The following is a 25,576-nucleotide window of genomic DNA, read 5'->3' on the forward strand; positions in this document are numbered from 1 at the left end:
TGCCGCTGCCACCGATGCTGCCGGTGGCGCTGCCGTCAATGCTGCCGCTGCCGCTGCCGTCAATGCTGCCGCTGCCGTCAATGCTGCCGGTGGCGCTGCCGTCAATGCTGCCGCTGCCGTCAATGCTGCCGCTGCCACCGATGCTGCCGGTGGCGCTGCCGTCAATGCTGCCGCTGCCGCTGCCGTCAATGCTGCCGCTGCCGTCAATGCTGCCGGTGGCGCTGCCGTCAATGCTGCCGCTGCCGTCAATGCTGCCGCTGCCACCGATGCTGCCGGTGGCGCTGCCGTCAATGCTGCCGCTGCCGCTGCCGTCAATGCTGCCGCTGCCGCCGATGCTGCCGGTGCCGCTGCCGCTGCCGGTGGCGCTGCCGTCAATGCTGCCGCTGCCGCCGATGCTGCCGGTGCCGCTGCCGCTGCCGGTGGCGTGGTCGCCGACGCTGCCGCTGCCGGCGATGGTGTCCCTACTAGCTGTGCCTGTCGGATGGCCCTCGCCAGTGGTGAGCGGCGGGCACAAGCGACATTGCTGCCCCGCCGAGATCTGGCGCTCAATCGCCTGCGCAAATGCTGGAACGGTCGCCGCTGAGCCGAAAAACAGCACCATACCGGTGCCGGCGAGGAGATGATGGATGGTTTTCATTGTGTTGCTCCCTAAGACTTTCACCTTGGGTTAACAATTGAAACTCAGAGCTTGTTAAATCGGTTCCCTGCCATGTCGTTCTTAGGCGGGCCGTGGCCGGAAGCTGGCCGTTTTGGCAAGCGCCTGGGGTTGAATTTTGAAACGCAGGCGAGCCGCTGGACGCGATCTCGCCAAGCCGCTGGCGTAATTAGGCGCCAGAGACTCCCTCGTGCTTAGCTTCTTGATCAGCCGCCGCCGCTTCCAGTTCAAGCCGCGCCAAATGGGCTTTGATCTCCTCGGGCTGGGCGTGCTCGAGCCCGACGACATTGTTCCTCGTTTCCTTCAATGCGACAATGATCTCGTCGAGCTTCGCATGGATGGCAGCAGTGTCGCGATAGCCCTGAATCAGCACGACGCCGGTAATCACTATCGCAGCCACTGAGAGCGCATAAGTGATTACGTTTGTGAGCCCAAACGGAACCATCGCAGTGCAGGCGATCATTGCAGCGATTAGCACATAGAAGCCGGGCGGTCGGGATAGAAAGTCGGCCATCACAAAGAGAAATCGGTTCATGCGAATCCCCGTATGAACGATGTGATCCGATTGGGGCTGCATTTCGGGTGCTCGTCAAGGGCACCGTGTTAATGGCCATGTTCGTCGTCACGCCGACCTGATCTGTGGCTGGCCAGGTTCTGCCTGTTGCCCGCGAGCGCTTGGAACCACGGCAGACACGCGGCGTTTGGCGTTCTCACAGGAGACAAGCCATGCCCGACAACGATCAGGAATTCAAAAGCAAGTTTTGGGATTCGATCCGTTCCGACATGACGGCAATGATCGGCGTCCCGAGCGTCCACCCTCGACCGATGACAGCGCAGTTCGATGGTGACCGCAACGTAATCTACTTCTTCACAGCGAAGGACACCGACTTGGCCGAGGCCGTTGCATCTGCAAAGGAAGCGACACTGGTCTACTCCGCCAAGGGACACGACTTGTTCGCCACCGTTGAAGGCACACTGAGGATCGACGATGATCGGGCAGTCATCGACCGGTTGTGGAATCGCTTCGTCGCCGCATGGTTCGAAGAAGGCAAGGAAGATCCGAAGCTGTGCTTGCTCAGGTTTGATCCTGCGGACGCCGAAATCTGGAAAGATGCTTCCAGCATCGTCGCCGGGGTGAAACTTTTCCTCGGGATGGGCGACCCGAAAGCGGACTACAGGGACAGCGTGGCACAGGTTCGCATGAAATAACCCGCCCTCTAGATTGGACCCAGGCGAGGAGTGGACGGCGTTCCTTTTCACTGCCGACCGTATGCAGCCATTCATGCCGCGCTGCGAGTCGCAACTGCAGTTCTATCGGGATACACCGACGGATTCTCGTATATCGAAGATGCCGTCATGACTCCGATCGGGCTTTCGAAGCCAAGCAAAACCCAGCTCCAGGTCACAATCAACTGAAAACGAGAGCTCCTCCTGACTTTGTGTTTGGAGTGCATCAGCGAGGTGCAAGAAACTCTGCGCCCGGCACCCTATTCACGTCACGAGTTGTACACGCAACTGCGCTAAGGCGCGAATGCCAAGGCGCTTGCGCCACTCGATCTTCTCTCCTTCGCTGCCGAGGCGCATAGCCGGAAAGCGCGCGATGATACGTTCGAACGCGATCGCGGCCTCCGCCCGAGCGAGTTGGAAACCGAGGCAGAAATGCACGCCTGTGCCGAAGGAGAGGTGCGCGTTTGGGTGGCGCGTGATGTCGAAACGGTGCGGATCCTCAAACTTGGCGGGATCGCTGTTTGCCGCCGTCAGGAAACCGGCGAACATCTCGCCGCGGCGGAATTGCCGTCCCTGCCAAACCATGTCGCGGGTCGCGAAGCGCGGCTTGGTCATTTGCACTGGCGATACATAGCGCAGGCACTCCTCGACGCAGGTGGGCATCAGGCTAGGGTCGCTCTGCAGCCTGCGGCGTTGGTCCTCGTGAGACAACAATGAAAAGAGCCCGCCGGAGATCAAATGGGTCGTGGTTTCCTGCCCCGCGCCGAAAAGCAGAAAGATCATCGAGACGAGTTCATCCTCGCTGAGCTTCTGCCCATCGGTTTCAGCATCGCGCAGCGCCACGATCAATCCATCGGGCAGCGCTCCGCCTCCCTGCCGTGACACGCGGCGAAGATAGCGGACTGCACGGATCACACCGGGAATGGCGCGGAGCACGGCGCCGATATTGGCCGTGTCCTTCAGCCCACCCAGCCAGTTCTTGAATCGATCGTGTTCCTGCTCCGGCAGGCCGAGCAGCGCACAGATGACCGAAAGCGGAAGATCGCGACAGAACTCGGCCATCAGATCGACCTCCGGCCTTCCCTCCAGCTTGTCGAGAAGCCGATCGGCTATTTGCGTGATCATCGGCTTCATGGCCTCAACGGTTCGGCGCTGGAACGCCTGGTCGACGAGGCCACGCAGGCGCCGGTGCTCCGGGTCGTCATGGCCGAGCATATTCAGCGCCAGAAGACCGAGCGACCTCGGCAGAATTCTCAGTATCCGCGCCTGTGTCCTGCTCCCCGCGTTGGCAGGGTCGCGCGCGAAGCTCTCGTGATCCTTCAACAAGGTTGCGCAGGCGTCGTGTGTCACGGCGAGCCAGGTGCGGCCGATAATCGGCAGCCTCATGGAAACCACTGGTCCTTCGGTGCGCATGCGGTCAACCGTGGGGAAGGGGTTTGCGTGGAAGCCCGGCGATAAGATGTCGAAATCGCGCGTCTCGACCATACCCTCACTCCAATGTCGTCAGTCCTTCATGAGGCGCTGCGCTTCGCCGGTTAATCCGCCTCGGCCCTTCGAACGCACCGGAACGCTAGCATAAAAGATGACCGAGGGGTCGACTGATCCGAAACGGATGAAATCATATCAGCTGGCGTTCCTTGCTGCTCGAGCCACATAAATCTGGTTGGGACTGGAGCCTGTGAATTGGCGGCCGTTGAAGTCACCGTATCGTCCGGGATTGCAGCCATGATCGGGGTTGATCCCAAGACCCTGCGCAAGCATTACCGCCATGAGTTGAAGATCGGCCACACCAAGGCCAATTCGGCTGTGGCGCAAAGCCTCTTTCGCAAAGCCACAGGCGAAGGCCCTCAATCCGTTACCGCGGCAATCTTCTGGGCCAAGACCCGCATGGGCTGGAAGGAAACGATCGTGAACGAACACAGCGGTGAGCCAGTGCGTAAGATCACTCGCATCATCATCTCTCCGCCGGATTCGCAAACTCTTCGAGCAAGACGCGCCATCGCAATCGAACCTGAGCCGGTCCAATGGGAACCGGTCAGCTCACGCCAGCGGGTTTTGCTTGAGAGTCCTGTGACACACCCCGCGATAGTGAATAAATAACGAGCCAGATCCGACGGTTAGCTTGCTATCCAAGGCCGGCGAGCACACTGCAAACGGTGGTTTGCAGTTTGAACACCCCGGGGATTAGCAACATGCCGCGCGCGGTCGCCTACTATCGAGTCTCGACACAGCGGCAAGGACGTTCTGGGTTGGGCATCGAGGCCCAGCGCGTCGCGGTCGCCCGCTTTGCCGAGGCCGAGGGAATGATCATCCTCCAGGAGTTCACCGAGATCGAAACCGGAAAGGGCGCGGATGCACTTGATCGACGTCCGCAACTGACCGCTGCCCTCGCCCTTGCCCGGCAGGTTAAATGCCCAGTCGTTGTGGCGAAGCTTGACCGCCTGTCGCGCGATGTTGCCTTCATTGCCGGCCTGATGGTTCAGCGGGTCCCGTTTATCGTCGCCGAACTTGGCGCCGACGCCGATCCATTCATGCTGCACCTTTACGCCGCGTTGGCAGAGAAAGAACGGCGGTTGATCTCGGAACGGACCAAGGCCGCCCTCGCCTCTCGCAAGACCACTGGAATGAAGCTCGGCAATCCGACCAACACAGCGGAAGCTGCAGCGAGAGGTCGGAAGATCTCGATCCGGGAGGCTGACAGATTTGCCCAAACCGTGCTGCCGATCATCGCCTCCATCCAGCAGTCCGGCATCACTAGCCTACGTGGACTGGCAATCGCTCTAAACAACCGCGGCGTTCGCACAGCGCGCAATGGCCAATGGCAGGTGTCGAACGTGCGCAACGTTCTCGCGCGGCAAGCCCCTACTCTTATATAAGCGGGAAATACCCACCGGCGCGGCCGGAACAAACGGGATCGACGCCGGTTAAATACTATCGAAGGGACCGCAACCGCAGAGGACGCGGGAAAAATGTTTGAATTTTATCGCCTCGAAGTGGCCAAGGCCAGACAGGGTGTAAAACGAGCCGAGAACTCTCTGAAGCGCGCGAATGAGTTGCTGGACGAGGACGGTGGCGTCGCCCTGAATCTCGCGTTGTGCGGCCGAATAAGGGCCGAGCAAAGGCGCGTGATCGATGCCAGAGAGCGACTGACGAAGATCGATCCGAACAGCACGGATAACGTGGGCTGAGCCTTTCGGCCCGTTGGGAAGGCATGATCCCCGTCGGCGCACCATCCCGATTTCTACAATGGGGCGATGACGGCGAAGAATTGCCCGGCGGTGTCCGGCGTATAATCAGCGATCGCTAAATTGGGACGGAGCAGCCGTAAAGCAGAAAAGCGTCCGTTTTTGGGCCGGGGCCAACCATGGCCAACATGCTCCCTGTTCTGATAAGGCCCGGGCCGGCCCGACGCGCGCCGGCACCGTAGGTTCTGGAGCACTATTGCTGGTCGAGGTAAGTCGGCGTAACCCTTGCCGCAGTTCGCCTGCCGAAAGGGACTTTGTCCGGGGCGGTGAGAGTCATGTCAAACCGTGCCGCGTGGGTATGAGCCGGTCTGCAAAGACTGGGTGAACCACCCCGGAACGGCCACCAAACCAGCCCGCAATCGCGCCAAGCACAAGGGAAGCGAATGCCAGGAGTGCGCCGGACGATACGACCGAAGCAGCGATATCTGCGGCTTCCGCCGCTTGTTGCTTCGCCTGCTCGACGGCTTGGTGATATTGTTGTTCCATCTGCGTCACCTGCTGCGTGGCTTGTTCGAGAGGGATGCCGCGCGCCGTCGCCAGTGCTTGTGCCGCGTTTTGACGCGCTGCGTTCGCATCCGCCTCGTTGCCCATGATGAGAGCGCGCATCGCGTTAATGGCCGCATTGTTAAGGGCTTCTGGATCTGTTCCGGTCGAGCGCACCTGAGCTTCAATAGCTTCGAGAGGATTGGCCTCTGCGACGATCGGGGCCGCAGTCTGCGCAACAGTCTCGCTCAAGCCGCCGACGGCACGTGCGATGCCATTGAAAGCTCCGCCAACAATCATGCCGACGGTGCTGGTGAGGAAATATAAGACCAGCAAGGTTGTGAGTGCCCACGTTGTCAGACCATGGAAGGCGCCCGTGGTCGGGAGCGTCTTGCCGGACATCCGAGCAGCGATGTAGCCGCCAACAAACGCAGCAACAATGCCGGACAGGACATACCAGATACCGGCTACAATCGAGAAGGTCGACGCTTCGGGATTGTCACCGGTCCCGGGATCGAGCGTGGCGATGCCGATACCCGCACCCAGCAAAGTCAGCAGGACTTGGACCACGAGAGCGACGACCACCCCGGCGAAAATGGCGCCCCAGCTAACTTTGTTCAGCAAGATCGTGTGAGCGTCATCACTGGCGGTCGTGTAAGCCAAGTTTTCGTCCTGGCGGGAGTGGGGAAATGCGTCGCTCATCAGTTTTATCCTTAATTATTACGGCGAGTTACTGGGGGAAATTATTGCGGCGAGTTACTGGGGGACCAGCGCTGCGAATGATTTGCCTCGGCTTGCTGGTGACTGCATCGAAAGGGTCACTCCTAAACGCGCGCCTCGTCGAACTGGAGGGCGGCGGCGGAGATGGCCGAGGTGGTTACGGCACCGCCCGAACCCTTTTCGCCAAACGTTCCTAGGAGCCGGTGGCGCGCGCGGCTCAAGCGGCTCTTGATCGTTCCGATGGCGCAGCCGCATATGCTTGCCGCATCGTCGTAACTGGTCCCGAGAACGCCTATCAAAACAACAACCTGGCGCTGATCGTCGGGCAAAGCTTCGATGGCCCGCGCCATCTCCTGGCTGCGTAGCGACCATTCCTGGCTCGCCGCGATCGCGGGCCGGCTCGAAGCGCAATCGAGCAGACCGGGTCCCTCGCGATTCGCCATTTTGATGCGCGTATAGAAAGTGTTGCGCATTATGGTGAAAAGCCAGGATTTCATATTGGTCCCGGGCTGGAAGCGGTTGATGTTTGCGATACCTTTCATCAGCGTCTCCTGGACCAGGTCGTCGGCATCGTAGGCATCCCTAGAGAGCGTGCGGGCGAAGGCCCGCAAGGCAGGGATGAGGGTCACAAACTCGCTCCGCTCTGTTGGCATGTTTATCTCCGAGTTCGAATAAGCTTGGTCGGTCTGATAAGCCCACGCTAACCCGTCGAAAGAAGGTCGGTTCCACATTGGCGTCGCGGTTTTGGAATTACTTACGTGCAGACTAACAAATGCTAATTTTCCGGCATCGTGCGGGTCGGGACGACAGCTTCGAATCTTATTGGCGGTCGTCTTCGCGAGCGAGACGACACGCCCTCATCAAGCATTTAGCTGTCCGTGAGGGTTACCTCCGTTCCGCACATTCGGACCTGATGGGCGCGGCGCGTGGGACGAAACGGAGCCCCGGACCGACAAAGGGGATTGGCCAGCAAACCGCAATCGCTTAAAATAGGGGTTGGTCTGATCATCGGTGTTTCCTCGCCCGATGAGCGACCATAAGCACCAGAAGGAGAAGGCTGTGCCACAACGCGACCAACCACCTCCCTGGGGCGTCGGTGCCCCCGGCATATTATGACTGGCACTTTCACAGCGCTGATCCTGGCTCTCGAGCGCCGAGACCACATCAGCGAGGAAGAGAAGAGGTTATTGGAGCAGCTGCCGTTCCGAATCCGGACGTTTGCTGCTGGCGAGAAACTTGTGGTGGAGAGCTCCCGTCCAACCGAAAGCTGTCTTGTCCTGAACGGCTTTGCGGCCCGCCAGCAATACGTCTCCGAGGGCAAGCGCCAACTTACGGCAGTTCATATAGCGGGCGACTTCGTTGACCTGCACTCGATGCTGCTAAAGGTCATGGACCACAGCGTCGTGTCGCTTGGGGATTGCATCGCTGCGTTCGTGCCCCATACCAGTCTCCAAGCCATAATCGCTGCGTCGCCACATCTCGGTCGTCTGCTGTGGCTCTCTACTGTGATAGATGCCGCCATAGAGCGGAACTGGGTCACCTGCCTTGGCCGCCGGCCGTCCAATACTCACCTTGCTCACTTGATCTGCGAGCTCTACGCACGTCTGGAAACTGTGGGGCTTGTCCGTGGCCAAAGCTTCCAACTACCCGTTACGCAGTCCGACATTGCCGATATCGTTGGTTTATCAGTCGTACACGTTAACCGGATGATCCAGGAGTTGCGCGCATCTGGGCTGATCAGATGGGATCGCAAAATGGTGACCGTTCTCGATATCGATCGCCTTCACGAGTTGGCGGATTTTGACCCGACTTACTTGAACTTGATACGAGAGGCTCGGTAATGGTGAGTGCAGTTTTCGCCACGACCACTAGATCGATTGCTTTTAGCTTCGCATAGCTGAACATGATCTATGAGCGGCTTCCGCAACATGTGACCAGGCGCTGCCGATCGCCGAGAAGCCGATGGGCCGACGCACCGCAGTGGTTGCGGACACACGCTTGGGAGACCCCGGAGGAACTGTAGTCCGGCGTTGCGCCTACAAATGTTCTCGCCGCCGCTCTGCGATTCTTGTTGTGGATGGCGGTGGCGGCGATGGCCGCGTGCCCCACGGCCACGGTAATCTGATTTAGTTCGTCAACAATGTCGCCCGCGCGAATGGCTGGAAACCAACGCCTATCTGCCGGTCCGGGCGATCGACGAGGAAAGCGAGACGGACGGCAGCGCGTAGGCGGGGCGCGACCCGTATGCAGAAGACCCGCCGCTACATTTGCGAAGCGACGGGCCTCCACCCCACCCCATACCTGACCAGGCAAGTACGGTGCCAGACTTATTGACTCATTGCGGGGCACCTTTGGGCTTCTACACAGCGGAATTACCGATTCATGCATCCAGTCATCGCCTTGGGGCGGCTTGGCGACCAAGGTAGGCATCATTGGCGGAATGAACTCAAGCCGGCCGAGTCCGGCACACACTGGTTTACGCACGGGGCCACAATCACAGAGCCAGGCTGTCACCCCTTACGCCCTGCTCCGCAATTTCAAAATGACCCACTACCGCAGCTTCTGGACTCTCGCCCGGAATGGCGTCATTCTCTCTTCGGGGAGAGCGGGCGTGGGCAAAGGCCTCCGCAGGGCGGGTGGCGCGGCTTCGCAAAGCGCACATGATTTCGTCACGAGAGATGCCGATGTCGCCAAGGACGCCATCGGGTAAACGGCTCAACTGGTCCGTTGCCGATAACAGAGCCTTTCGCTCGGCGTGCGTGCCCGCACGGCGGGCGGTGGCTGGCCCCGGGCCACGCATATAATAAAGCTCCGGCCGGTAGCGCCGCGCGGCGAATTTGCGAAACGCCGCAGCAAGTTTTGTGAAGGGAGCCAAGAATTTCATGACCGTTCCCTTTCCCTTCGCCTGCTTGAACACGAGCCGGCGGGCCTGGATGTTGCAAACAAGGATATGCCAGTCGGACCAGGCTCGGCTGTGGGAATTCCCACACCGGGGAAAACATTGGAAAAATCCGCTCCCAGTTTAGCTTTCCGGAAAGCGGGGCCTGCGGCCATCAAATTTCCTTGGATAGGGAGTAAGATGAAGTACACCTGATTGAACAACCACACCTACGGCCCCGATTAGGCCGATCCGGCCAATCCAAGCGTCCCTCGCCGACATCGAGGCGCCCGACCCCACGACATCGACCGCAGCCGCCTATCAGGCCTGCGTTCAACATGTGACAGGCTGGTCATCCGGCCCGTCCTTCCGGCCACTGAAACCCAGTGTTAACGTCGTTCGCGGGTGAGAGGATGCAGCCGCAGCTGAAAGTGTAGGGTACAGCTCGCTGCCAGGCACGGAGGCGAAAATGAAATTGCTTGGGATTGCGATTTTGTGCACGGGCATGATCAGCGCAGCAATGCCGGCCGTTCGCGCTGAGGATCAGCTTGTACCACCTAACCATGTTGAAGCGCCAGAGCCGGCAGTTCATTGCGAGGGCCAAAACTGCCTTCCACCAGCCGATAACCCTGTCGAGGAATGCAAGGGGGAGGATTGCGCGCCGGCTCCGCCGGTGGACCCAGGTCCACAGATTGAACACGTCGACTGAACAGCATCAGCCGAACACCCCGACTACGAAGGTGATCGCGGATCCGCGGAGAAGGTTGGATTTCAGGTCCTCTCCCTCCGCCATCTGCCGTTGATTTATCTAAGTAATTCATCGATTTGCCAGAGTTACTTCTTCCAGTAGAGAAGGGCCCGCCACATGAGGCCGGCGAAGCGAAGTGAGCTACGACCTACCGCCCAGGAACACGGGAGCCTTCGATCTGCATTTGACAGACTTGGAGTTCGAAGGACTACTGGCTTTCCTTAGATCTCAACAGAGAATAGGCCGAGCCTGGATTTTCGGCTCCCGGCGGTCTGGTCGGCGCCGGTCAAAGGATGTCGTTAAGCCCGCTGATATCGACGTTGCCGTCGAACTCGTGGACGTTCCTGAAGCAGACACGCTACTGGCGATGTTCGATGTCCGGTTCGCTGCCAGCGATTTTTTCGTGCATGGGCACCCGCAATATGGCCTCTCGACTACGGAAGGTCAGGCTGGCTTTGTTCAAATCGAGTTTCCTGGCAAAGAAGGCCCGACCGTCGCGGCGTTCATCACCGCCGACGGCGCCACCCGGATCTTTGAGCGGGCCGGCTTGCTGCCGGGGTAGCTTACGCGATCAGGCTTGACGCTCTGCCCTGCCGCGCGATGCTGAGTACGGCTTGGGGAGATCATTTGCTTACCCGCGGTGGGAGGGGAACATGACTCCTGAGTTCTTTGGGAGTTGGCTGCTCCAAGTAGCCGTGATGCTTTGCGTCGTTGCGGGATTGGCAATGACCATCGTTGCGGTTCGCACTGGATGGAGCTCCATTGGTTTCGTGATGATCGGCTTTGCCAGGCGAGGCCGACACGAGTACATGCGGTCTGTGTCATCGTGGTCAAGAAGATCCTGACCACGTATCTGCGGGAAAAGGGCTACCTGCCGAAAGGCGCAGCAGAATAGCTATGCTCGTCACCGTCAGCCGGGAGGAGTGTAGAGCGGCTCTCTGCATCGATGAACCAAGCACTGGCCATCGAGCGTCGGCACAAACCCTACCGCTGGGATTTCCGACCAGTCGCACGCATTGCTGTACCGGCGGACGTAGAGGGCATAGGTGTTCGGGCCGGTGGTCAGCACCGCCGAGCCATGGCTCTGGATTAGCGCCTGCGTCTGTTGGCAGGTCATGGCGCGGGTGTCCGGCCTGGCCTGGGCGAGGGTTGTGAAGGCAAGCGTGACCGCTGCCGAGGTCAACGCAATCCGGCGAATGGACATGACGAGACTCCCATGATGAGCCATTTGGTTGACAAACTCGCATGTCGCAGGGCAGCTGTGCAATGGCGGCCTCCAAATCGGAATTTCCGGACTGGAGCAAACCGCCCGCCCCGTGCGAATTGACGGCGTGCCGCTGGAGCCCGCAACCGAGGACGCTCTCAACCTGCCGGCGGTCACGGCCGGCAGCCTTGCAATTTGAGCAAACAAATAGCCCGACCAGGTCGTCATGCATCGAGCCGTGGTCACGGCCGAGCCTGTCAATCAGCGCCTGGATGTCGAGCTTCGTCGATCTGCAGCACGTATTCATCAGCCAAGTGGAACACGCCCCCGAAGGCTCGCCAGGCCCAGCGACCTCCTCCGCAACCAAAGCCGCTGGGCCGCCCCGCTCCGCCAGTCCGGCTAGAGCTTCCCTTTGAACCGATCTCCATTCATGGGGCTGGGCAGCTACATCACAGGCGAACGAATCCTATAAGCGGCAGATGATCGGAGGCGACCCGCGAAAGCGGCGTGTCATGGGCTTCGACGGAGGAGATCATTCCGTGTCGGTTTGCCATGATCCGGTCGAGCGACAGCAGCGGCAGACTCGATGGAAAGGTGGGGACCGCCGGTGGCGCGGGACCGAAAGTCGTGTGCAGCGTATTCAGCGCGGAACGGTTTCCGAGTCGCCATTCGTTCAAATCGCCGAGCAGCAGTGTTGGCTTTTCGTCCGGTCTGTTCATGATTTCGAGCACGACACGGGCCTGTTCGGAGCGCGATCGGCGCAGCAAGCCGAGATGGGCTGCGATAATGCGCAGAGTTCGTTTCTCGTCCAGATCGATTTCGGCAACCAGGGCTCCGCGCGGCTCCAGCCCCGGGAGCTTTATCTGATGGACATTGCGAACGATGCCACGTTTGAAAAGCAGAACGTTGCCGTGCCAGCCGTGTCCTTTGCCGTTTCCGGACACCGGCACCGGCACCAGGCCTGTTTCCAATTCGAGACGCAGCAGATCCAGAAGGCCGGCACGATCTCCAAAGCGATTGTCCGCTTCCTGCAACGCAATGACATCCGGGCCGATTTCCCGGATGACGCGACCGATTCGTTCGGGATCGAACTTTCTGTCGACGCCCACGCATTTGTGAACGTTGTAAGATGCGACCAGAGTCCCCGCGGGGCGTGCCCCTTCGGACGGCGCAGCCTTCGCCTTCTGCTTTTTTCTGTCGCGAATGGATTTGAGCACACTTGCAGGAAAGCTATGTCCAGTTCTTTGCATGAGTCTGCTGCTCGTCCTCACCACCTTCAAGACTTAGCTTTGTCTCACTCAAACAGGATGTGCAATCGCTGCTTCCTGCCCTGACGAGATGCGGCGCTCGAAAGGAGCGATGGCTGCGTCGCCCGAATTGCCGCGGGCAGAACGAGAAAGCCTCTAAAGGTAGGGCGATCCCAGCCACAACACTCGGTCGAACAGGCGGACGATGAATGGCCGGGCTCTCAAGGTTTCGATCGTTACAGACGTGGCGGAGGCGATTGCCGATCCGATCCGCGCTTCAATCTCCGCGGCAAAGCCTGCATCAAGAACCTCTACATCAATCTCAAAATTCAGCCGCAGGGACCGGGCGTCAAGATTGGAGGATCCTATAAAAGCCCAAACCCCATCGACCGACAGCAGCTTCGAATGATCGAACGAGCCCTGCGTGCGCCATACGCGGCAATAGTGCTTCAGGACCTGATCGAATTGCGCCGTCATCGCCCGGTCAATAAGGAAAAGATTGTTCGTCGCCGGTACCACGATGTCGATCTCGACGCCTCGCCTGGCTGCGGTCGTCAGCGCGCTGATCAGTTCCCGATCCGGCAGGAAATAGGGCGACATGATGCGGATCGATTTGCGGGCGACGGAAAATGCCCCGATCAGCAAGTTGTGGTTCGTTTCGATGCTGGCATCCGGCCCGGATGCAACCGCCCGCGCCAGCATTGGTTGACCGGGAGCCGCGGGAAGCGCGGCCACTTGCCAGGTGTCGCCTTTCAGGAGCTCGCCGCTCACGAAGCGCCAATCTTCGGCGGCAACCGAAAAAAGGTCGGCAACGACCGGCCCGGTGACCTGAAAATGCGTGTCCCTCGCGCTGGAGGAGCCGGCGAACTCGGCTGAGAATCCCTTTCGGATGTTCATCCCTCCGGTGAACGCAATCGTGCCGTCGACGACCAGGATCTTCCGGTGCGTTCTGAGGTTGGCGTAGGGAAGACGCAGGCCCATGCCAATGTTGCCGTTGAAGAGGTCTGCTGTGATTCCTGCCTCTCGCAGGCGCCCAAGAATGCTGGGGACGGAGTAACGCGCCCCGACGGCATCGATCAGCACGCGAACGCTGACACCCCGCTGGACGGCTCCGGCGAGAGATTCCACGAAAAGCCGCCCGACATCGTCATTGTCGAAGATGTAGGTCTCGAGCAGGATAGCGCGTTGAGCGCCATCAATCGCTCGGCACATTGCGGCATAGGCCTCGTCACCTGTCTCCAATATCGCAATCGCGTTTCCCGAGGTCAGGGCACGCCGGGCCACCCTGTCGCCCAATGTCTTCAGGCCGGTGAAGCGTTGGCCGTACCGCTCGGCAATCAATTCCTCGGCGGCAAAGTTGCGCTCATGTTTTGCGGAAGCCGCCTCGCTGGAAGGGGGCCGCATGGCGCTGATCGTTGCACGACGAATGCGGTTTATGCCGGCAACGGCGTAGATGATCGCGCCGAGGAATGGCGACAGGAACATCACGCCGACCCAACCTGTGGCGGCGCGGACGTCTTCCTTCGTCATTATGGCGTGGACGATGCCGATGGCCGCCATCACCACCGAAATGATCGCGAGGACCTGGGGCCAATGAGTCATCAAGGTCTGCAACATCGCCAGGACTATCCAGCGAGCGGTTGCAGAACGCAATGCAACTCATCCCCGGGGTCAGACCACGGTAACAAACTGGACAGAGCCGCTGTCGGGTTCGATGGAACGGCCCCGTCGCCGGAGGCCAACAGCCACGAGCGGGCACTACAGGCCTAACTTCTCCCGGAGTGCATCGATGCGTTTAGAGGCTTCCGCCTTGCTGAGGCCGTCAGCATAGGCGTCAGGGTCGTCGGCCTGTTCGGCTAAAGTTTTCAAATAGGAGGCTTGTGCGGGGGTCATGGGATCATCTCCGCTGATCCAATCTTCCGGGTCCTTTTCGACATTTGCCGGTGCCTCGATTTTTGGGTTGTGCCGGTCACCCATGATCAATCTCCCTTGATGATCACCACAATGAGAATGATCATGATTTGTTCCGCCAGATTGGTATGCGCGTCGCGTCCGCCCGCGTAGGCCTCAAATCGGTGAGGACGCCCGTGAGCAGCGATCAGGGCATTGGAGCCGTGCCTGGCTCATAAACGACCCCCAACTCGGGAGTCGGCTTCTTCAAATTTTTTGGCCTTCAGCCATGTGCTCGACAGTCCGCTCCTGTAGCGGCTGTCGGCGCGCTTCGAGATAATTCCATTGAGCCCGATCTTCTCGACGGTGCGGAAGAGCGCCAGCGCGCTGCCCTCGAAATGCTCACTGTATTGGATCTTGCCGAGGCCAGGCTCAATCAGTTGCCACAGCGCCTGCTTGCGCTGCAGCAGCGGCAAGGAGCCTAGATCGTGGCCGTCGAGATGGAGGATATCGAACGCGACGAACACCAGCCGGCTCGGCTCGTTCCAGATCGCCGCTTCCAGCGCAGGGCAATCGAAAGCGCTCTGCTCGCCGGGAACAATGACTTCGCCGTCGAGAATGGCAGTCCGGCATGGCAGATCGACGGCTAGTGCGATGGGCCAGTATTTCGTGGTCCAGTCGCGGCCGTTCTTGTTGTAAAGACGCACACCGCCATTATCGATGATGATCTGGGTTCGATAGCCGTCGAGATTGGCCTCGTGGACCCAGCCCTCACCTTCAGGCGGCCGCTCGACCCGAGTCGGGATCTGCGGCGGAAGAAACTCCAGCCGGCCGCCAACGACCTTGGCACGCTTACTCAATGACGCCACCTTTGACCGCGCAGCGGCGGCTATCGGCACAGGCAACACGACATCTCCCCAACATGATGCCTGCCACCTGTGCCGAGCCCCCGCCAAGCCGCCGAGCCCCCGCCAAGCATTGCAAGCATCTACGCACGAAGCCGATCTGTCGTTAGCTTTGCATCCTAATACTTATCCCGGCGTACATATCTTGCCCGGCGCGGCGCTCTTGCACCGTTCCCGACCGGCTAATTGCTGTCCGGGATCGCCGCCAGCCTACGCAGCCCTTTGCTGGTGAGATAATCCGGGCTAGAGCGGTTCGTCATTTCAAGGAACCGCAGAACCGCTCTATCTCTTTGTTTCTTGACTTGGCAAACATACGACTCGCGGTCTCAACAAGTGTCTTATGCTGCGTAGTTGCAATGTATGCTCCGCTGTGATGCGCGGCGACATCGATGAACAGTTGGTCGATAAATTGGGAATTGGCTATAATTGATGGCGCGGTGGACGCGACACGAAAATATTCTGGTCCATGAGCTTCCCGATCCTGTACTCAGCTTCCGAGCGCTTTGAGCCAATGTTCAAAGGAAGAGGCCTCCTCGTGTCCGGTATGCGAAACAGAGTGGGCGGGGCGCGGTAACACCACGGAGCTTCGGACTTCGCGGGGGCTGTAGCCGAATTCCTTGCTAAAAGCTCGGCTGAAATTAGCCGCTGAACTAAACCCGACGGCTTCGGCAATATTAACAATGCGCCGGCTGTCCGCCGGATTGCTAAGCGCAACATGGGCTGCCAGAAGTCGGCGACTTTGTATGTAGTGGAGAACACCACCGCTCGGTTCGAACAACTGATACAGACGAGAGCGCGAGACGCCGAGCGCCCGGCACATTGAATCCGGCGTCAGATGAGCCGCATCCAGATTGTTGTGGACGTATCGACGGGCTCGCTCCATCAGCGCGACACTCACCAATTGTTCGGTGGCCGCGGCATGTTCCGCCGGGGGCGAGAGGCAGGCAATGATCATGCTGCGTGTTGCGTGCACGATGCGGGGCAGATCGTCAACCGTGAGACTGCGCAGTCTTGCTTCGATGTTCTTGAGGTAGTCGAGCAAAAGGTTGGCAAAGTTGCCGGACAGAATTGAATTATTCTTTGCGTCCAGGGTTGCCGCCGCATCGGCGAACAAATCACGCGGCAAATAGAGAAAGAGACTTTGGGATTCCGTTGCCCTCCCCCGAAACGGGTAGCCAAGCGATCTAATCTCCAATTTGCCCGGCTGGTTTTCCGCTACGCGGCGATCGACCTCCGTCCACGACCGGCCAGTATGCGGCAAAGCGATATACCAGTGATCGATCGAGCTGGACCGAAGCTTCGCAGCAGAACGCATATAACTATGTGCCGGTGCGCGCTGTTGAACGATCAGCATGCCGCCGAGGTTCCAAGCCGTGTGGTCGGCGGGAAAGCCATCGTCGAGCGATTTGTCATCCGGCAACTTGATCTCGACAAGCGGAGCCATATGCGCCTGCCAAGCGACGAATTGATCTTCTGGCGCCAGTTCGAGCGTCGAAAAGGGCAAAGGTTCGAGCGCCGGCGCAAGTGACGGGGCAGCCTCATTGTAAGGCTGAGCTTCGCGCGGCCAACGACGTCGATCGCGCTCAAGCGCCTGCCTCGCAAGCGCCTTGTCCTGCCTCTTAGCGTCCATCGCGTAGTGCCGTATCCGATTCCGGTATGCCCATCGCCACCGCAATCATGTGGTGTATCACAGCCATCTGGCAAGACCAGCTGAACGCGAGTCCACAGAGGGCTATCACACTGGGTTACAGCAAGAAATGCATTCCGAGATAAGTTTCTGGATGCGACGATAACGACACTCTTCAACGTGGTGCGTATAGAGTCTGGCACGGTGAAAGCGTAGTTGAGGAGGCAACGAAATGAACGCAAACCTCAAAACAGAAGCTCGTCGCAAGATAATTCTTGATGGATATTTTAATAACGAACCTTTGAAAGATATTGCAGCCAAGGTCGGATGCTCACTGGCGAGTTTGAAAGTCACCGCCAGTAGACTCGGTTGCACACGAACTCCGAAAGAGGCGGCGGAATTTCGGCGAGGATTTCATGTCCCAGAACAAAAATTGCGGGATTACCGCCAACTTATGATTGCTGGACAGTATAGAGCTCGCGAGTGCGCCCTGATTTTGGGACTATTGAAAGACCAATTATCGGTCAGCGAGTAAACTTATTCCAATCACGCCTCAGCGGTTCATCGACAAAAAAAATCCGCCGCAAACACTGGCAACAGGCCCTGAAAGGTTCGCACAGATGCTGCGTCGGCGTTTCAATCGCACCTGCCTCAGCCCTCATGATCTGGCTATTTGCGAACGCGTGTTCGATCAGGTTTGCGCAGATGAACACATAGACTCTTCAAGCCGGGATGCCGAGGCCTTAGCGGTGGCGATTGTCGCAATCTTCCGAAACATTACTACCAAGGAGCGCGAACTGCTGGATGAATTGAGGTCTCTTCGTCTCTCAAAGGGCGCAGAGAAGGCGCACTAGCTGGGCGGCTTTCCCTGACGAATTGTTCTAGTCCCGCGTTGGCATTCGCATCTGCATTGCCCCATTGAGTCCCGCCAGAGTGTAGCCACAGCGCTTGCGAAGGAGATGGAAATGGGTTTAGCCCAAGACTTGTCTGATGTTGCGCTCACATTCGATTGTCCGGATTGCTCGCATCCGGCGGTAAGGAAGGGCTCTGCGCTAAGAACGATCGCGCACTTCAGATGCGACGGGTGCAACGCCAAGGTACGGATCACCTATCCGCAGAAGCTAGCGATCTTCGAAAAGTACAGGCTATTAGCCGCCCAAGGGGCATTGCGATAAGACGATCCGGAAACGCGTCGCCAATGGCGGTGACGCGGACCAGATGCAAAAGGTCGATGCCCCTGGTGGGTCCCCGCTAAAGAAATAACGGCAGTAGCGCACGTTCCCGCAGCTGCACTCGGCTTTGACGAGCATGTTGTGCCGGGTCGCCTTGCCGAGCGTATCGATCGGATCATGCGCCATGGAGGATTCGCAGTATCGAGTCCCGGCTACGTCAACCGATTTGCGACTTCTCCCAAATTTCTCGTGAAGCGCTGGGGGATAAGCGCACTGACCCATTTGCGGCGGAATCGGTGTCCATTACCGTTCCGTTAACAAATGAACGATTAGATATTGGTGGGGTCAACCGCGAAAATGTTGCGAGAACGAGGAGCCCATCAATGGCTGCGATTGCCCTTCCTGGCGATTGGACCGAACAGTACAAAGGATCGGAGCTGAACCTCTCCGGGTTCAACCTCTCCTTTTCCGACGAGTTCAATACGCTTGATGTCGTGCCGAACAACGGCACCGGTAAGTGGTTCGCGCCTGTTCACGCCCCCGCGGGGGCCGCAAAGTACATGCCGCCGGTCGGAGAAACCAACCCGTTCTCCGTCTCTGACGGGCTTCTGACGATAACCATGAAGCAGGTGGACGGCGCCTGGCAGTCGGGAACGATGCAAACGGTTAACAGCGCCGGCGAGGGTTTCGCGCAAGAGTACGGGTATTTCGAGATGCGCGCCGCCTTTCACGGCGGAGCGGGAGCGTGGCCGGCCTTCTGGATGCTGTCGCCCGATCAGACTGTGCCACGCGTCGAGGTCGACATCGTTGAAGCGTATGGCGGCGATCCCGATGCTCATCACCAGGCGGTGCACTTGAGCAATAAGGAAAGCCACGCTTGGGAAAGCAACTATACGGGCCTCGACGGTTCGCTGTTCGACGGAGCGTTTCACACGTACGGCGCGAGGATAACGACTGACTGGATCACCACATATTATGACGGCAAAGAGCTGAGCCGCTTTCCAATGAGCGACTTTTTCCGCACGCCGCTCTATATGCTGGTCACGTTAAGCATGTATTCCTCCGAGCAGGCTTCCGGCACGTACGACATGGTCGTCGACTACGTGCGAGCCTATGCTGCGCCGGACGTGATGGAGCAGCACCCGACCGGGACGGATGCGGCGGATATCCTGAACGGCGGCAATTTTGATGACGTTCTGGACGGCGGAGCTGGTGCTGACAAAATGTCCGGCGGTTTCGGCAACGATACCTACCGCGTCGACAACGCATTCGACGTAGTCATCGAGGCTAAGGGCGCCGGCATCGATCTGGTCATCACCTCGATGACGTATTCGCTGTCCGGCCAGCAAATAGAGCAGCTCACACTCACCGGCGTTGCCGACATCGACGCGATTGGTAACGAACTCGACAACAGGCTGGTCGGCAACGCTGGCAGCAACCTGCTCGACGGCGGGGTCGGAATCGACAGCATGGAGGGCGGCGCAGGCAACGATACCTACTATGTCGACAATGCGCTCGACCGCGTGGTCGAGGCCGATGCGGCGGGCAACGATTGGGTGTTCAGCTCGATCACCTATTCACTGCCATCCTATGTCGAAAATCTGACTCTCATCGGCCTTGCCGCTATCGATGGTCGCGGCAATTCTTCCGACAATGAGCTGACCGGGAACAATGGGAACAACACGCTTGTCGGCCTTGCCGGCAACGACACCATAAGGGGCGGGGCGGGTAGCGACCGGTTAGCGGGCTATGATGGCGCCGACCTTCTCGATGGCGGGACCGGGGCCGACCAGATGAATGGCGGAGCCGGCAACGATACCTATTATGTGGACAATGTGCTGGACAACGTCATCGACGAAGCGGGCCTCGACCAGATTTTCAGCTTGGTCACGTACTCACTGGCGGTCGATCGCCGGCTGGTAGAAAATCTGCGTCTGACCGGAAACGCCAACGTCGGAGCCACGGGAAATTCCCTCGACAACGTGCTCGACGGCAACGACAGCGACAACAAACTGGACGGCGGCCGAGGCAATGATACCGTGCTTGGGCGGGGTGGCAACGATGCACTAACGGGCGGCCTGGGCATTGACCGGCTTACTGGTGGCGCCGGCAACGATTTCTTCGTTTTCAGCGCGCCGCTCTCAGTGGCCAACCGCGACATCATCACGGATTTCAACCATACGGCCGATACATTCAGGCTCCAGAATTCGATAATGCAGGGGCTTGGAGCCACCGGAGCCCTCGAGCCAGGGTACTTCTTCGCTGGGACTAGCGCGCACGACGCCGACGACCACATCGTCTATGACAAGGTTACGGGTGCGTTGTTTTACGATTCCAACGGAAACGTCGCAGGCGGCGTGACACAGCTCGCGACGCTGACGAACAGGCCGACGCTGCTGGCCGACGATTTTTTCGTGATCTGATCCGACACCTACAGCGATGCGCGTGAAAAAGAGATCAAGCACCGCTGTAACTTCTTGTTTGCGCATCGCTTTGTTCGAAAAACCGGTGACCTCTTTTCGAGCAATGCTCAAATTATATTGCTAGGCGATACGTATCAAATCTCTATCTGACGACGTCCTCAGGTCTGCCGCAACGTTTCAAAAATTCGATGACGAACCATCATGTAGAGTGAGTGCGCCGGCCGGCGTGATCGTGAGATCCTCGCTTACTCGAACATGATCCGAGAGGTTCCTCTTTCTGCGATCGACATTCTCCGAGCTTCCTGGATCCGCTCGGCCTGTTGTTTGGTATAGGGACCCATCGGCCGGGTCTTTTCACCGCCGCGACGAACCCGGCAGTACCAGTGGCCGCTGTCAGAGAAGATTTCAACCGAGGTCGGTGCATCGTTGGCCGCCTCCTTGGCGACCTCGTCGATGAATTTCACGACCTTTGAATAGTACTGGGCGGGTGCAACCGTGCGCAAACCACTGGTGACGCTAAGTTCCTGCTGCACTGGGGACATGGTCGAACTCCTGTCGGTCATTTGCTTGCGCTCCCTCCCACCGGCGCTGCGCAGCATTCAGCGCAGAGCTGGGTGGATAATCTCGAAGCCTATTGCTCTGACTAGCTATCTAGAAAACGAAATTGATTGACATTTAAACGCAATTTTTATGCTATATGTTTTATGGACATTGAACTCGCCCGGACTTTCATCGAGATCGTTTCGACAGGGAGTTTCATTCGGGCATCGGAGCGCTTGAATGTCGCCCAGACGACCGTAAGCGCACGGATTCGCAGCCTCGAGCAGCAATTGGGCCGCGCGCTTTTTGTTCGCCACAAAGGCGGAGCTTCTCTCACCCCGGCCGGTGAGCAATTTCTGCGCCACGCCCCGATGTTCGTCCAACTATGGCAACGCACCCTTCACCAGGTTGCCGTGCCCCCGGGACGTCGAGCTGTTCTGACGGTCGGCAGCGAAGTCAGCCTAGCGCAACCTCTTCTGCTCGATTGGGTCCGATGGATGCGCGGGTCGCTTCAGGACATTGCACTTCGAGTACACGTCGATGTGCCGAAGGATTTGATCAATCAGGTCGCGTCAGGAATGGTCGACTTGGCTATCATGTACGCGCCCCCCCACAGACCGGGTTTGAAAATCGATCTGCTTCTGGAGGAAAAACTCGTCCTCGTGACGACCAATTCCGAAGCGCGCCTCCTGGACGAATCCGATTATGTTTATATGGATTGGGGGCCGGATTTTGAACTTCACCACGGGATGAATTTCCCGAGTGCTGCTCCGGATCTTTCTTTCGATCTCGGTCCGCTCGCACTGAGCTATGTTCTTGCGACTGGCGGCTCCGGATATTTCAGGATGAGTTCTGTGCGGCCTCACATGGAGGCCGGCCGGCTGCACCTTGTGCCTGAAATGCCGCAGTTCTCCTATCCGGTTTACGCGGTGCAATCCGCAAGTGCGGACGAGAGCGTGGTAGGTCCTGCCCTGGCAGGATTGCATTCCGTCGCGAGCGCCGACATCAAATTGTAGGAGTTGTTGGGCGTCTAAAGGTCCGCTTGGATTGACGGGAACAGAAGGTCGACCGTTGTTCCAATCCCTCGCTCACTCTTTATCCGGATCCGACCACCAACCATTTGCGCCAATGCCTGCACTTGCAACATCCCTATCCCGGTGCCCTTCTCACCCTTCGTCGTAAAGAAAGGATCAAATACCTTTCGCAAGACTTCCGGAGCCATGCCGCAACCATCGTCCTTGACGCGAACGCATGCGTAGGTTTCGGGTCCGGGCAGGTCAGGCGTCGGGGCCGTCTGCACCAATCGCTCAGTGGTGACGCGGATCTCCCCGGCACTTGGCATCGCATCTCGTGCGTTCATTACGAGATTAAGCACTGCAGAGTCGAACAGCGCCGGGTCGATCAAGCAGTTCGGGATATCGGAACCAAGCTCCAGCTTGACGCGGACATCGGGGCCTGCGCCATATCTCAGGAAAGGCTCAAAAGACCTGAGGAATTCATTCAAATTGCCAGCGTGGATTTCGAGTTCCTGATGTTTTGCGAAGGCCAGTACCAGTGATGTCAGTTCGATACCTCGATCGATTCCCTGCCGCGCTGCAGCAATGTAGGTCCTCACGCTTTCGGGCTCCTCGGCTCTTATTTCGGCAAGCCTCAGGCCGGATCCGATGACTGCCAGGAGGTTTCTGAAATCATGGGCAATACCGCCAGTCATCTCGCCTAAGGCGGCAAGCCGATGTGTGGCACGCTCACGTTGTTGGGCTGCGGCCCGAGCACCGAGAGGCATATCTACCTGACGCTCGTCGCGCTTCGCTCGTGTTTCATTATCGTATGGAAACGCGCTGCCGGTCATGATGGTCGCCCCTATCGATCATTGACGACAAACAGGAAACTCGGGCTCCCATTCGCATCGTCGTTTGGGTTCTCCTGTTGCTGGTGTCACGCATCCTGCACGCATGCCTAGGCGCGCCGCACGATCCCTTTCGTCATGATGTCTTCGACCATCGGAAAGGCCTTGACGGCCTCTTCCGGTAGGTCTCCCTTCGCTCCGGTTAGCTCCGTCCAGTCATGCGCCTCGGGCTCGCCGACGACGATACGACCGACCATTCCAGCATGCTCATGCGGAATGCAGTAATAATCATAGACCCCCTGCTCGGTGAAAGTAACCGAAAAGCTTTCGTCGGGCAGTAGATAGTCAGAATCCCAAGATTTTGCCGCTTTCGGCATGCGGAGCGGCCGCTCGAAGTTTGTGGGATTGTATGCCGTCGTCGTGTGCGAATTGCCGGGGTTGAGATTGGTCCAGCGGATCGTCTGTCCTGGTTTGATCAGAATGCCTATCGGGTCGAACCAGACGTGTGAACCGTCGTCGCGCCCTTGCATCTTGACTTCGATCATCTCGCCACCCAACACGGCCAGAGAAGAGAGGGAAAGGGCGGCGGCGAGCCCGCCGCCAGCGCCCAGTATCTCACGACGCGTCAGTGTCATTTGGCGACCTGTGCCTCGTCAGCCGCCGAAACATGCCACAGCACGACATGGACATGCGGCTCTTCTACCCCCGGATGGCCGGCATTGTAGTAGACGTCCACATGGTCGACATTGCCGCCGGGTGAAGCGAGGTCGTCAAAACGCTTGTCCGGATTGAGGTCTTTGATCGGCAGCATGTAAATCGTGCTGACAAGCTCGCCATCGTGGTCATAGGCAAGGAATGGTCCGGCAGGCAATGTCGTCGGATCGACGAAAAGTTGGCCCATGCCCGGCAGGAAGTCGGGCAGTTTCACAAGCTTGCTGACCTGTTCGTAAGGAGCGGCTGGCGGAGCTTTGGTGACCTCATTCGCCGCCATGGCGCAAAGCGAACTGCCCACTGTCAAGGCAACTGCGAGGACGAGTTTTTTCATCACGGCATCTCCTGGTTGAAATAAAAATTGCGACGGCTGAAGATCTGGAAGTCCGTCTAAAAATTCGATTTTCACTTTCTGACACGGCATGTTCGCGCCCAGCTAGTAAGCAGGAGACTGTTCTGTTCGTCAAACGAAAATAACTGGCATTTAAAAGCATTATTTCTGTTAGTCAGGCCCGTACCTGTTTTGCTTGATTTTCAAAATATCTTCCACTACCTCTGAATTTCTATGAATATTTTCAGCCTCAATTTTCGGCGGGAGCCTAAACGCCTCAAAACGGGCCATTAGCCCGGACGCGAGAGAGTTCGCGTCCGGGACAGCCAGCCTCATCTCCACTCCTCAGTCCACTGAGAACTCTGTCCTGCTTGACCAGTGCGGCTGAACGCTCATTTGCGATCGCGTCTGGATCGACACGGAGGTTGACCCTGATGATCTCCCCCATCCTGTCAGAAGAAGACATTTCGCTTGATCTTGTGACGAAGGGAAAGCAATCAGCCTTGTCAAGAATTGCGATCAGGATTGCTCGGAGAAATGGGCTTGACGAGCAGATGGTTATCCGTGGTCTTTTCGACCGTGAGTGTCTCGGCTCGACGGGCATCGGTCGTGGCGTCGCGATCCCCCACGCTCTGCTCGGTATGATCTCTTCGCCTGCCGCGTCTTTGACACGTTTGGCTCAGCCTATCGATTTCGACGGCCCGGACGACGATCCCGTCGACCTCATTTACACTATACTTTGGCCGGCCTCTGCCACGTCCGCCTTCCTCCCTGCCCTCTCCCAAATATGCCGGCTGCTTCGGGCATCTCAGGTTCGGGCGCGACTCCGACAGGCACGGACATCCGATGAGGCGTTGGCGATTCTCGAAGCTAAGCCGGTTCCGGCAATTTCCACCAACTTGCATACTTGCTGCTTCGAGCCTGGCGTTCTGGTGTCCAGGCACCTGAGCAATGCCTAGTCAGATGGCCCTGCTCGACCAGCGCCTTCAGATGGTCCTTGATCGTGTTGCGGCTCGCGCCGCTGACCCTCGCGGTCTCGGCCACCGTAGCCCGGCCATGCTCACTCGCCAGTTCGAGGATCGGGACCGATGACTCCGGCAGCGCAGCGAGCATGACCTGCTCGCGCTCCATCTTTTTCTCGAGGTGCTGTTTTTGGCTCTGCAAGGCCCGCAGGAAGAACTCCAGCCATGGGTTCCAGTCCGGCGCATCCATCCGGATCGTCCCCTGCGTCCGCCGAAGCGACAGGTAATAACTTCCTTGTTCTGCTCGATCACGCTCTCCAGCGAGCTTGTAGGGCACGCAGGCATAGCCCGCGCGCAGCAGCAGCAGCGTCGTCAGGTGATGCCGCCATGGCCGTTTGTCCACCTGTTTCCATCCAATTGTCGTTCTGCGCAACACTCCTAACAGAGGATGGCCGGAAGGGGCCGTAGCGTAATCCAAGCGCACCTCCGCGCACATCGCTGGCAAGCATCGCACATCGCGGAATCGCCAGATATACAGTAAGCGTTCGTTATCATTGCGCTTTGTGAGTTGTGGCCTTTCTGTTCCAAACTCCGTTTCTAACCTCCACAAACGATGAAGCTCGGCCATCGTGCCGCGCTGCTCAGTCTCCTTTGACACGCGCGGTGAACGGCGAGCGACCGCACCCCTAAAGTTTGGAAAGACTGCTCCAGAACAAAGACTGCTCCAGATTGGTATCGAGTTCGTGGCGTCGCCGTGGTTCC

General features: G+C 58.6%; 27 protein-coding genes. 10 read left to right on the top strand and 17 right to left on the bottom strand.

Annotated features, from left to right (window positions below; translation table 11 throughout):
- Positions 1-637: hypothetical protein (locus AC0L2M_RS28710; protein ID WP_473536515.1), on the bottom strand; the 637-nt coding region annotated here is incomplete at its 3' end.
- A gap of 187 nt (positions 638-824) precedes the next feature.
- Complete coding sequence (locus AC0L2M_RS28715) at positions 825-1,190, bottom strand: low affinity iron permease family protein (protein WP_128187400.1); 366 nt, start codon at positions 1,188-1,190, stop codon at positions 825-827.
- Between the two features lie 191 nt (positions 1,191-1,381).
- Between AC0L2M_RS28715 and AC0L2M_RS28720 the strand changes: the two genes are divergently transcribed.
- The gene (locus AC0L2M_RS28720; protein ID WP_473536516.1) at positions 1,382-1,864 is read left to right on the top strand and encodes a pyridoxamine 5'-phosphate oxidase family protein; all 483 of its coding nucleotides are present in this window, start codon (positions 1,382-1,384) and stop codon (positions 1,862-1,864) included.
- Positions 1,865-2,146: 282 nt separating this feature from the next.
- Here AC0L2M_RS28720 and AC0L2M_RS28725 read toward each other — a convergent pair whose 3' ends face one another.
- Positions 2,147-3,367 carry a cytochrome P450 family protein gene (locus AC0L2M_RS28725; protein WP_287173772.1) on the bottom strand — a complete coding sequence of 407 codons (1,221 nt, stop codon included), beginning with the start codon at positions 3,365-3,367 and terminating at the stop codon, positions 2,147-2,149.
- Between the two features lie 198 nt (positions 3,368-3,565).
- Between AC0L2M_RS28725 and AC0L2M_RS28730 the strand changes: the two genes are divergently transcribed.
- From AC0L2M_RS28730 to AC0L2M_RS28740, 3 genes are all read left to right on the top strand, one after another.
- Positions 3,566-3,982, top strand: coding sequence for a hypothetical protein (locus AC0L2M_RS28730; RefSeq protein ID WP_287377521.1), 417 nt, complete (start codon positions 3,566-3,568; stop codon positions 3,980-3,982).
- 92 nt (positions 3,983-4,074) lie between these two features.
- Positions 4,075-4,758, top strand: coding sequence for a recombinase family protein (locus tag AC0L2M_RS28735; protein ID WP_473536517.1), 684 nt, complete (start codon positions 4,075-4,077; stop codon positions 4,756-4,758).
- Between the two features lie 93 nt (positions 4,759-4,851).
- Complete coding sequence (locus AC0L2M_RS28740; RefSeq protein WP_128170964.1) at positions 4,852-5,070, top strand: hypothetical protein; 219 nt, start codon at positions 4,852-4,854, stop codon at positions 5,068-5,070.
- Positions 5,071-5,400: 330 nt separating this feature from the next.
- Here the strand turns inward: AC0L2M_RS28740 and AC0L2M_RS28745 are convergent, their stop codons facing one another.
- Positions 5,401-6,312, bottom strand: a complete 912-nt coding sequence (locus tag AC0L2M_RS28745) for a PhnA-like protein (RefSeq protein WP_128170963.1) — start codon at positions 6,310-6,312, stop codon at positions 5,401-5,403.
- Between the two features lie 122 nt (positions 6,313-6,434).
- Positions 6,435-6,983, bottom strand: coding sequence for a sigma-70 family RNA polymerase sigma factor (locus AC0L2M_RS28750; protein WP_128174637.1), 549 nt, complete (start codon positions 6,981-6,983; stop codon positions 6,435-6,437).
- Between the two features lie 459 nt (positions 6,984-7,442).
- On the opposite strand from AC0L2M_RS28750, the gene AC0L2M_RS28755 reads away from it, so the two are divergent.
- The gene (locus AC0L2M_RS28755; protein ID WP_128170961.1) at positions 7,443-8,171 is read left to right on the top strand and encodes a Crp/Fnr family transcriptional regulator; all 729 of its coding nucleotides are present in this window, start codon (positions 7,443-7,445) and stop codon (positions 8,169-8,171) included.
- Positions 8,172-8,824: 653 nt separating this feature from the next.
- Here AC0L2M_RS28755 and AC0L2M_RS28760 read toward each other — a convergent pair.
- Complete coding sequence (locus AC0L2M_RS28760; protein WP_023798982.1) at positions 8,825-9,214, bottom strand: DUF1127 domain-containing protein; 390 nt, start codon at positions 9,212-9,214, stop codon at positions 8,825-8,827.
- 878 nt (positions 9,215-10,092) lie between these two features.
- Between AC0L2M_RS28760 and AC0L2M_RS28765 the strand changes: the two genes are divergently transcribed.
- Entirely contained in the window at positions 10,093-10,518 is a 426-nt protein-coding gene (locus tag AC0L2M_RS28765; RefSeq protein WP_287174776.1) for a hypothetical protein, read from the top strand.
- Between the two features lie 348 nt (positions 10,519-10,866).
- Here the strand turns inward: AC0L2M_RS28765 and AC0L2M_RS28770 are convergent, their stop codons facing one another.
- From AC0L2M_RS28770 to AC0L2M_RS28795, 6 genes are all read right to left on the bottom strand, one after another.
- The gene (locus AC0L2M_RS28770; protein WP_091591761.1) at positions 10,867-11,160 is read right to left on the bottom strand and encodes a hypothetical protein; all 294 of its coding nucleotides are present in this window, start codon (positions 11,158-11,160) and stop codon (positions 10,867-10,869) included.
- 449 nt (positions 11,161-11,609) lie between these two features.
- Complete coding sequence (locus AC0L2M_RS28775; RefSeq protein ID WP_027153963.1) at positions 11,610-12,410, bottom strand: endonuclease/exonuclease/phosphatase family protein; 801 nt, start codon at positions 12,408-12,410, stop codon at positions 11,610-11,612.
- Between the two features lie 153 nt (positions 12,411-12,563).
- Positions 12,564-14,024 (bottom strand): phospholipase D-like domain-containing protein, encoded by a 1,461-nt coding sequence (locus AC0L2M_RS28780; RefSeq protein WP_473536588.1) that lies wholly within the window; start codon positions 14,022-14,024, stop codon positions 12,564-12,566.
- Between the two features lie 141 nt (positions 14,025-14,165).
- The gene (locus AC0L2M_RS28785; protein ID WP_091591041.1) at positions 14,166-14,384 is read right to left on the bottom strand and encodes a DUF3072 domain-containing protein; all 219 of its coding nucleotides are present in this window, start codon (positions 14,382-14,384) and stop codon (positions 14,166-14,168) included.
- 146 nt (positions 14,385-14,530) lie between these two features.
- Positions 14,531-15,157, bottom strand: a complete 627-nt coding sequence (locus tag AC0L2M_RS28790; RefSeq protein WP_473536518.1) for an ATP-dependent DNA ligase — start codon at positions 15,155-15,157, stop codon at positions 14,531-14,533.
- Positions 15,158-15,689: 532 nt separating this feature from the next.
- The gene (locus tag AC0L2M_RS28795) at positions 15,690-16,832 is read right to left on the bottom strand and encodes a helix-turn-helix domain-containing protein (protein ID WP_473536519.1); all 1,143 of its coding nucleotides are present in this window, start codon (positions 16,830-16,832) and stop codon (positions 15,690-15,692) included.
- A gap of 229 nt (positions 16,833-17,061) precedes the next feature.
- On the opposite strand from AC0L2M_RS28795, the gene AC0L2M_RS28800 reads away from it, so the two are divergent.
- Both AC0L2M_RS28800 and AC0L2M_RS28805 read left to right on the top strand, forming a co-directional pair.
- Entirely contained in the window at positions 17,062-17,364 is a 303-nt protein-coding gene (locus tag AC0L2M_RS28800) for a hypothetical protein (RefSeq protein ID WP_128172562.1), read from the top strand.
- Between the two features lie 1,020 nt (positions 17,365-18,384).
- A complete protein-coding gene (locus AC0L2M_RS28805) occupies positions 18,385-20,424 on the top strand; it encodes a family 16 glycosylhydrolase (RefSeq protein ID WP_287241521.1) in 2,040 nt (679 codons plus the stop codon).
- A gap of 245 nt (positions 20,425-20,669) precedes the next feature.
- Here AC0L2M_RS28805 and AC0L2M_RS28810 read toward each other — a convergent pair whose 3' ends face one another.
- The gene (locus AC0L2M_RS28810; protein WP_287290404.1) at positions 20,670-20,987 is read right to left on the bottom strand and encodes a hypothetical protein; all 318 of its coding nucleotides are present in this window, start codon (positions 20,985-20,987) and stop codon (positions 20,670-20,672) included.
- Positions 20,988-21,128: 141 nt separating this feature from the next.
- Here AC0L2M_RS28810 and AC0L2M_RS28815 point away from each other — a divergent pair, with 141 nt between their 5' ends.
- On the top strand, positions 21,129-21,980 hold the full coding sequence (locus AC0L2M_RS28815; RefSeq protein WP_473524325.1) for a LysR family transcriptional regulator: 852 nt from the start codon (positions 21,129-21,131) through the stop codon (positions 21,978-21,980).
- Positions 21,981-21,994: 14 nt separating this feature from the next.
- Here the strand turns inward: AC0L2M_RS28815 and AC0L2M_RS28820 are convergent, their stop codons facing one another.
- The 3 genes from AC0L2M_RS28820 to AC0L2M_RS28830 form a co-directional block, all read right to left on the bottom strand.
- Positions 21,995-22,813: an ATP-binding protein gene (locus tag AC0L2M_RS28820; RefSeq protein ID WP_473536520.1), complete on the bottom strand. Its 819-nt coding sequence runs from the start codon at positions 22,811-22,813 to the stop codon at positions 21,995-21,997.
- 107 nt (positions 22,814-22,920) lie between these two features.
- Entirely contained in the window at positions 22,921-23,445 is a 525-nt protein-coding gene (locus tag AC0L2M_RS28825) for a plastocyanin/azurin family copper-binding protein (protein ID WP_027153956.1), read from the bottom strand.
- The gene (locus AC0L2M_RS28830; RefSeq protein ID WP_027153955.1) at positions 23,442-23,855 is read right to left on the bottom strand and encodes a DUF5602 domain-containing protein; all 414 of its coding nucleotides are present in this window, start codon (positions 23,853-23,855) and stop codon (positions 23,442-23,444) included. Before AC0L2M_RS28830 ends, AC0L2M_RS28825 begins: the two co-directional genes overlap by 4 nt.
- A gap of 431 nt (positions 23,856-24,286) precedes the next feature.
- On the opposite strand from AC0L2M_RS28830, the gene AC0L2M_RS28835 reads away from it, so the two are divergent.
- A complete protein-coding gene (locus tag AC0L2M_RS28835; RefSeq protein ID WP_287055665.1) occupies positions 24,287-24,811 on the top strand; it encodes a PTS sugar transporter subunit IIA in 525 nt (174 codons plus the stop codon).
- On the opposite strand, the gene AC0L2M_RS28840 is transcribed toward AC0L2M_RS28835, so the two are convergent.
- Positions 24,723-25,292, bottom strand: a complete 570-nt coding sequence (locus AC0L2M_RS28840) for a winged helix-turn-helix domain-containing protein (RefSeq protein WP_287241519.1) — start codon at positions 25,290-25,292, stop codon at positions 24,723-24,725. The genes AC0L2M_RS28835 and AC0L2M_RS28840 overlap by 89 nt on opposite strands.
- Positions 25,293-25,576: the final 284 nt, after the last annotated feature.

Source organism: Mesorhizobium sp. WSM4806 (assembly GCF_055811635.1).

Coding starts and splice junctions, on each gene's coding strand:
- AC0L2M_RS28715 (WP_128187400.1), bottom strand. CDS start 1,190: ATGAACCGATTTCTCTTTGTGATGGCCGACTTTCTATCCCGACCGCCC.
- AC0L2M_RS28720 (WP_473536516.1), top strand. CDS start 1,382: ATGCCCGACAACGATCAGGAATTCAAAAGCAAGTTTTGGGATTCGATC.
- AC0L2M_RS28725 (WP_287173772.1), bottom strand. CDS start 3,367: ATGGTCGAGACGCGCGATTTCGACATCTTATCGCCGGGCTTCCACGCA.
- AC0L2M_RS28735 (WP_473536517.1), top strand. CDS start 4,075: ATGCCGCGCGCGGTCGCCTACTATCGAGTCTCGACACAGCGGCAAGGA.
- AC0L2M_RS28740 (WP_128170964.1), top strand. CDS start 4,852: ATGTTTGAATTTTATCGCCTCGAAGTGGCCAAGGCCAGACAGGGTGTA.
- AC0L2M_RS28745 (WP_128170963.1), bottom strand. CDS start 6,312: ATGAGCGACGCATTTCCCCACTCCCGCCAGGACGAAAACTTGGCTTAC.
- AC0L2M_RS28750 (WP_128174637.1), bottom strand. CDS start 6,983: ATGCCAACAGAGCGGAGCGAGTTTGTGACCCTCATCCCTGCCTTGCGG.
- AC0L2M_RS28755 (WP_128170961.1), top strand. CDS start 7,443: ATGACTGGCACTTTCACAGCGCTGATCCTGGCTCTCGAGCGCCGAGAC.
- AC0L2M_RS28760 (WP_023798982.1), bottom strand. CDS start 9,214: ATGAAATTCTTGGCTCCCTTCACAAAACTTGCTGCGGCGTTTCGCAAA.
- AC0L2M_RS28770 (WP_091591761.1), bottom strand. CDS start 11,160: ATGTCCATTCGCCGGATTGCGTTGACCTCGGCAGCGGTCACGCTTGCC.
- AC0L2M_RS28775 (WP_027153963.1), bottom strand. CDS start 12,410: ATGCAAAGAACTGGACATAGCTTTCCTGCAAGTGTGCTCAAATCCATT.
- AC0L2M_RS28780 (WP_473536588.1), bottom strand. CDS start 14,024: ATGTTGCAGACCTTGATGACTCATTGGCCCCAGGTCCTCGCGATCATT.
- AC0L2M_RS28785 (WP_091591041.1), bottom strand. CDS start 14,384: ATGGGTGACCGGCACAACCCAAAAATCGAGGCACCGGCAAATGTCGAA.
- AC0L2M_RS28795 (WP_473536519.1), bottom strand. CDS start 16,832: ATGGACGCTAAGAGGCAGGACAAGGCGCTTGCGAGGCAGGCGCTTGAG.
- AC0L2M_RS28800 (WP_128172562.1), top strand. CDS start 17,062: ATGAACGCAAACCTCAAAACAGAAGCTCGTCGCAAGATAATTCTTGAT.
- AC0L2M_RS28805 (WP_287241521.1), top strand. CDS start 18,385: ATGGCTGCGATTGCCCTTCCTGGCGATTGGACCGAACAGTACAAAGGA.
- AC0L2M_RS28810 (WP_287290404.1), bottom strand. CDS start 20,987: ATGACCGACAGGAGTTCGACCATGTCCCCAGTGCAGCAGGAACTTAGC.
- AC0L2M_RS28815 (WP_473524325.1), top strand. CDS start 21,129: ATGGACATTGAACTCGCCCGGACTTTCATCGAGATCGTTTCGACAGGG.
- AC0L2M_RS28820 (WP_473536520.1), bottom strand. CDS start 22,813: ATGACCGGCAGCGCGTTTCCATACGATAATGAAACACGAGCGAAGCGC.
- AC0L2M_RS28825 (WP_027153956.1), bottom strand. CDS start 23,445: ATGACACTGACGCGTCGTGAGATACTGGGCGCTGGCGGCGGGCTCGCC.
- AC0L2M_RS28830 (WP_027153955.1), bottom strand. CDS start 23,855: ATGAAAAAACTCGTCCTCGCAGTTGCCTTGACAGTGGGCAGTTCGCTT.
- AC0L2M_RS28835 (WP_287055665.1), top strand. CDS start 24,287: ATGATCTCCCCCATCCTGTCAGAAGAAGACATTTCGCTTGATCTTGTG.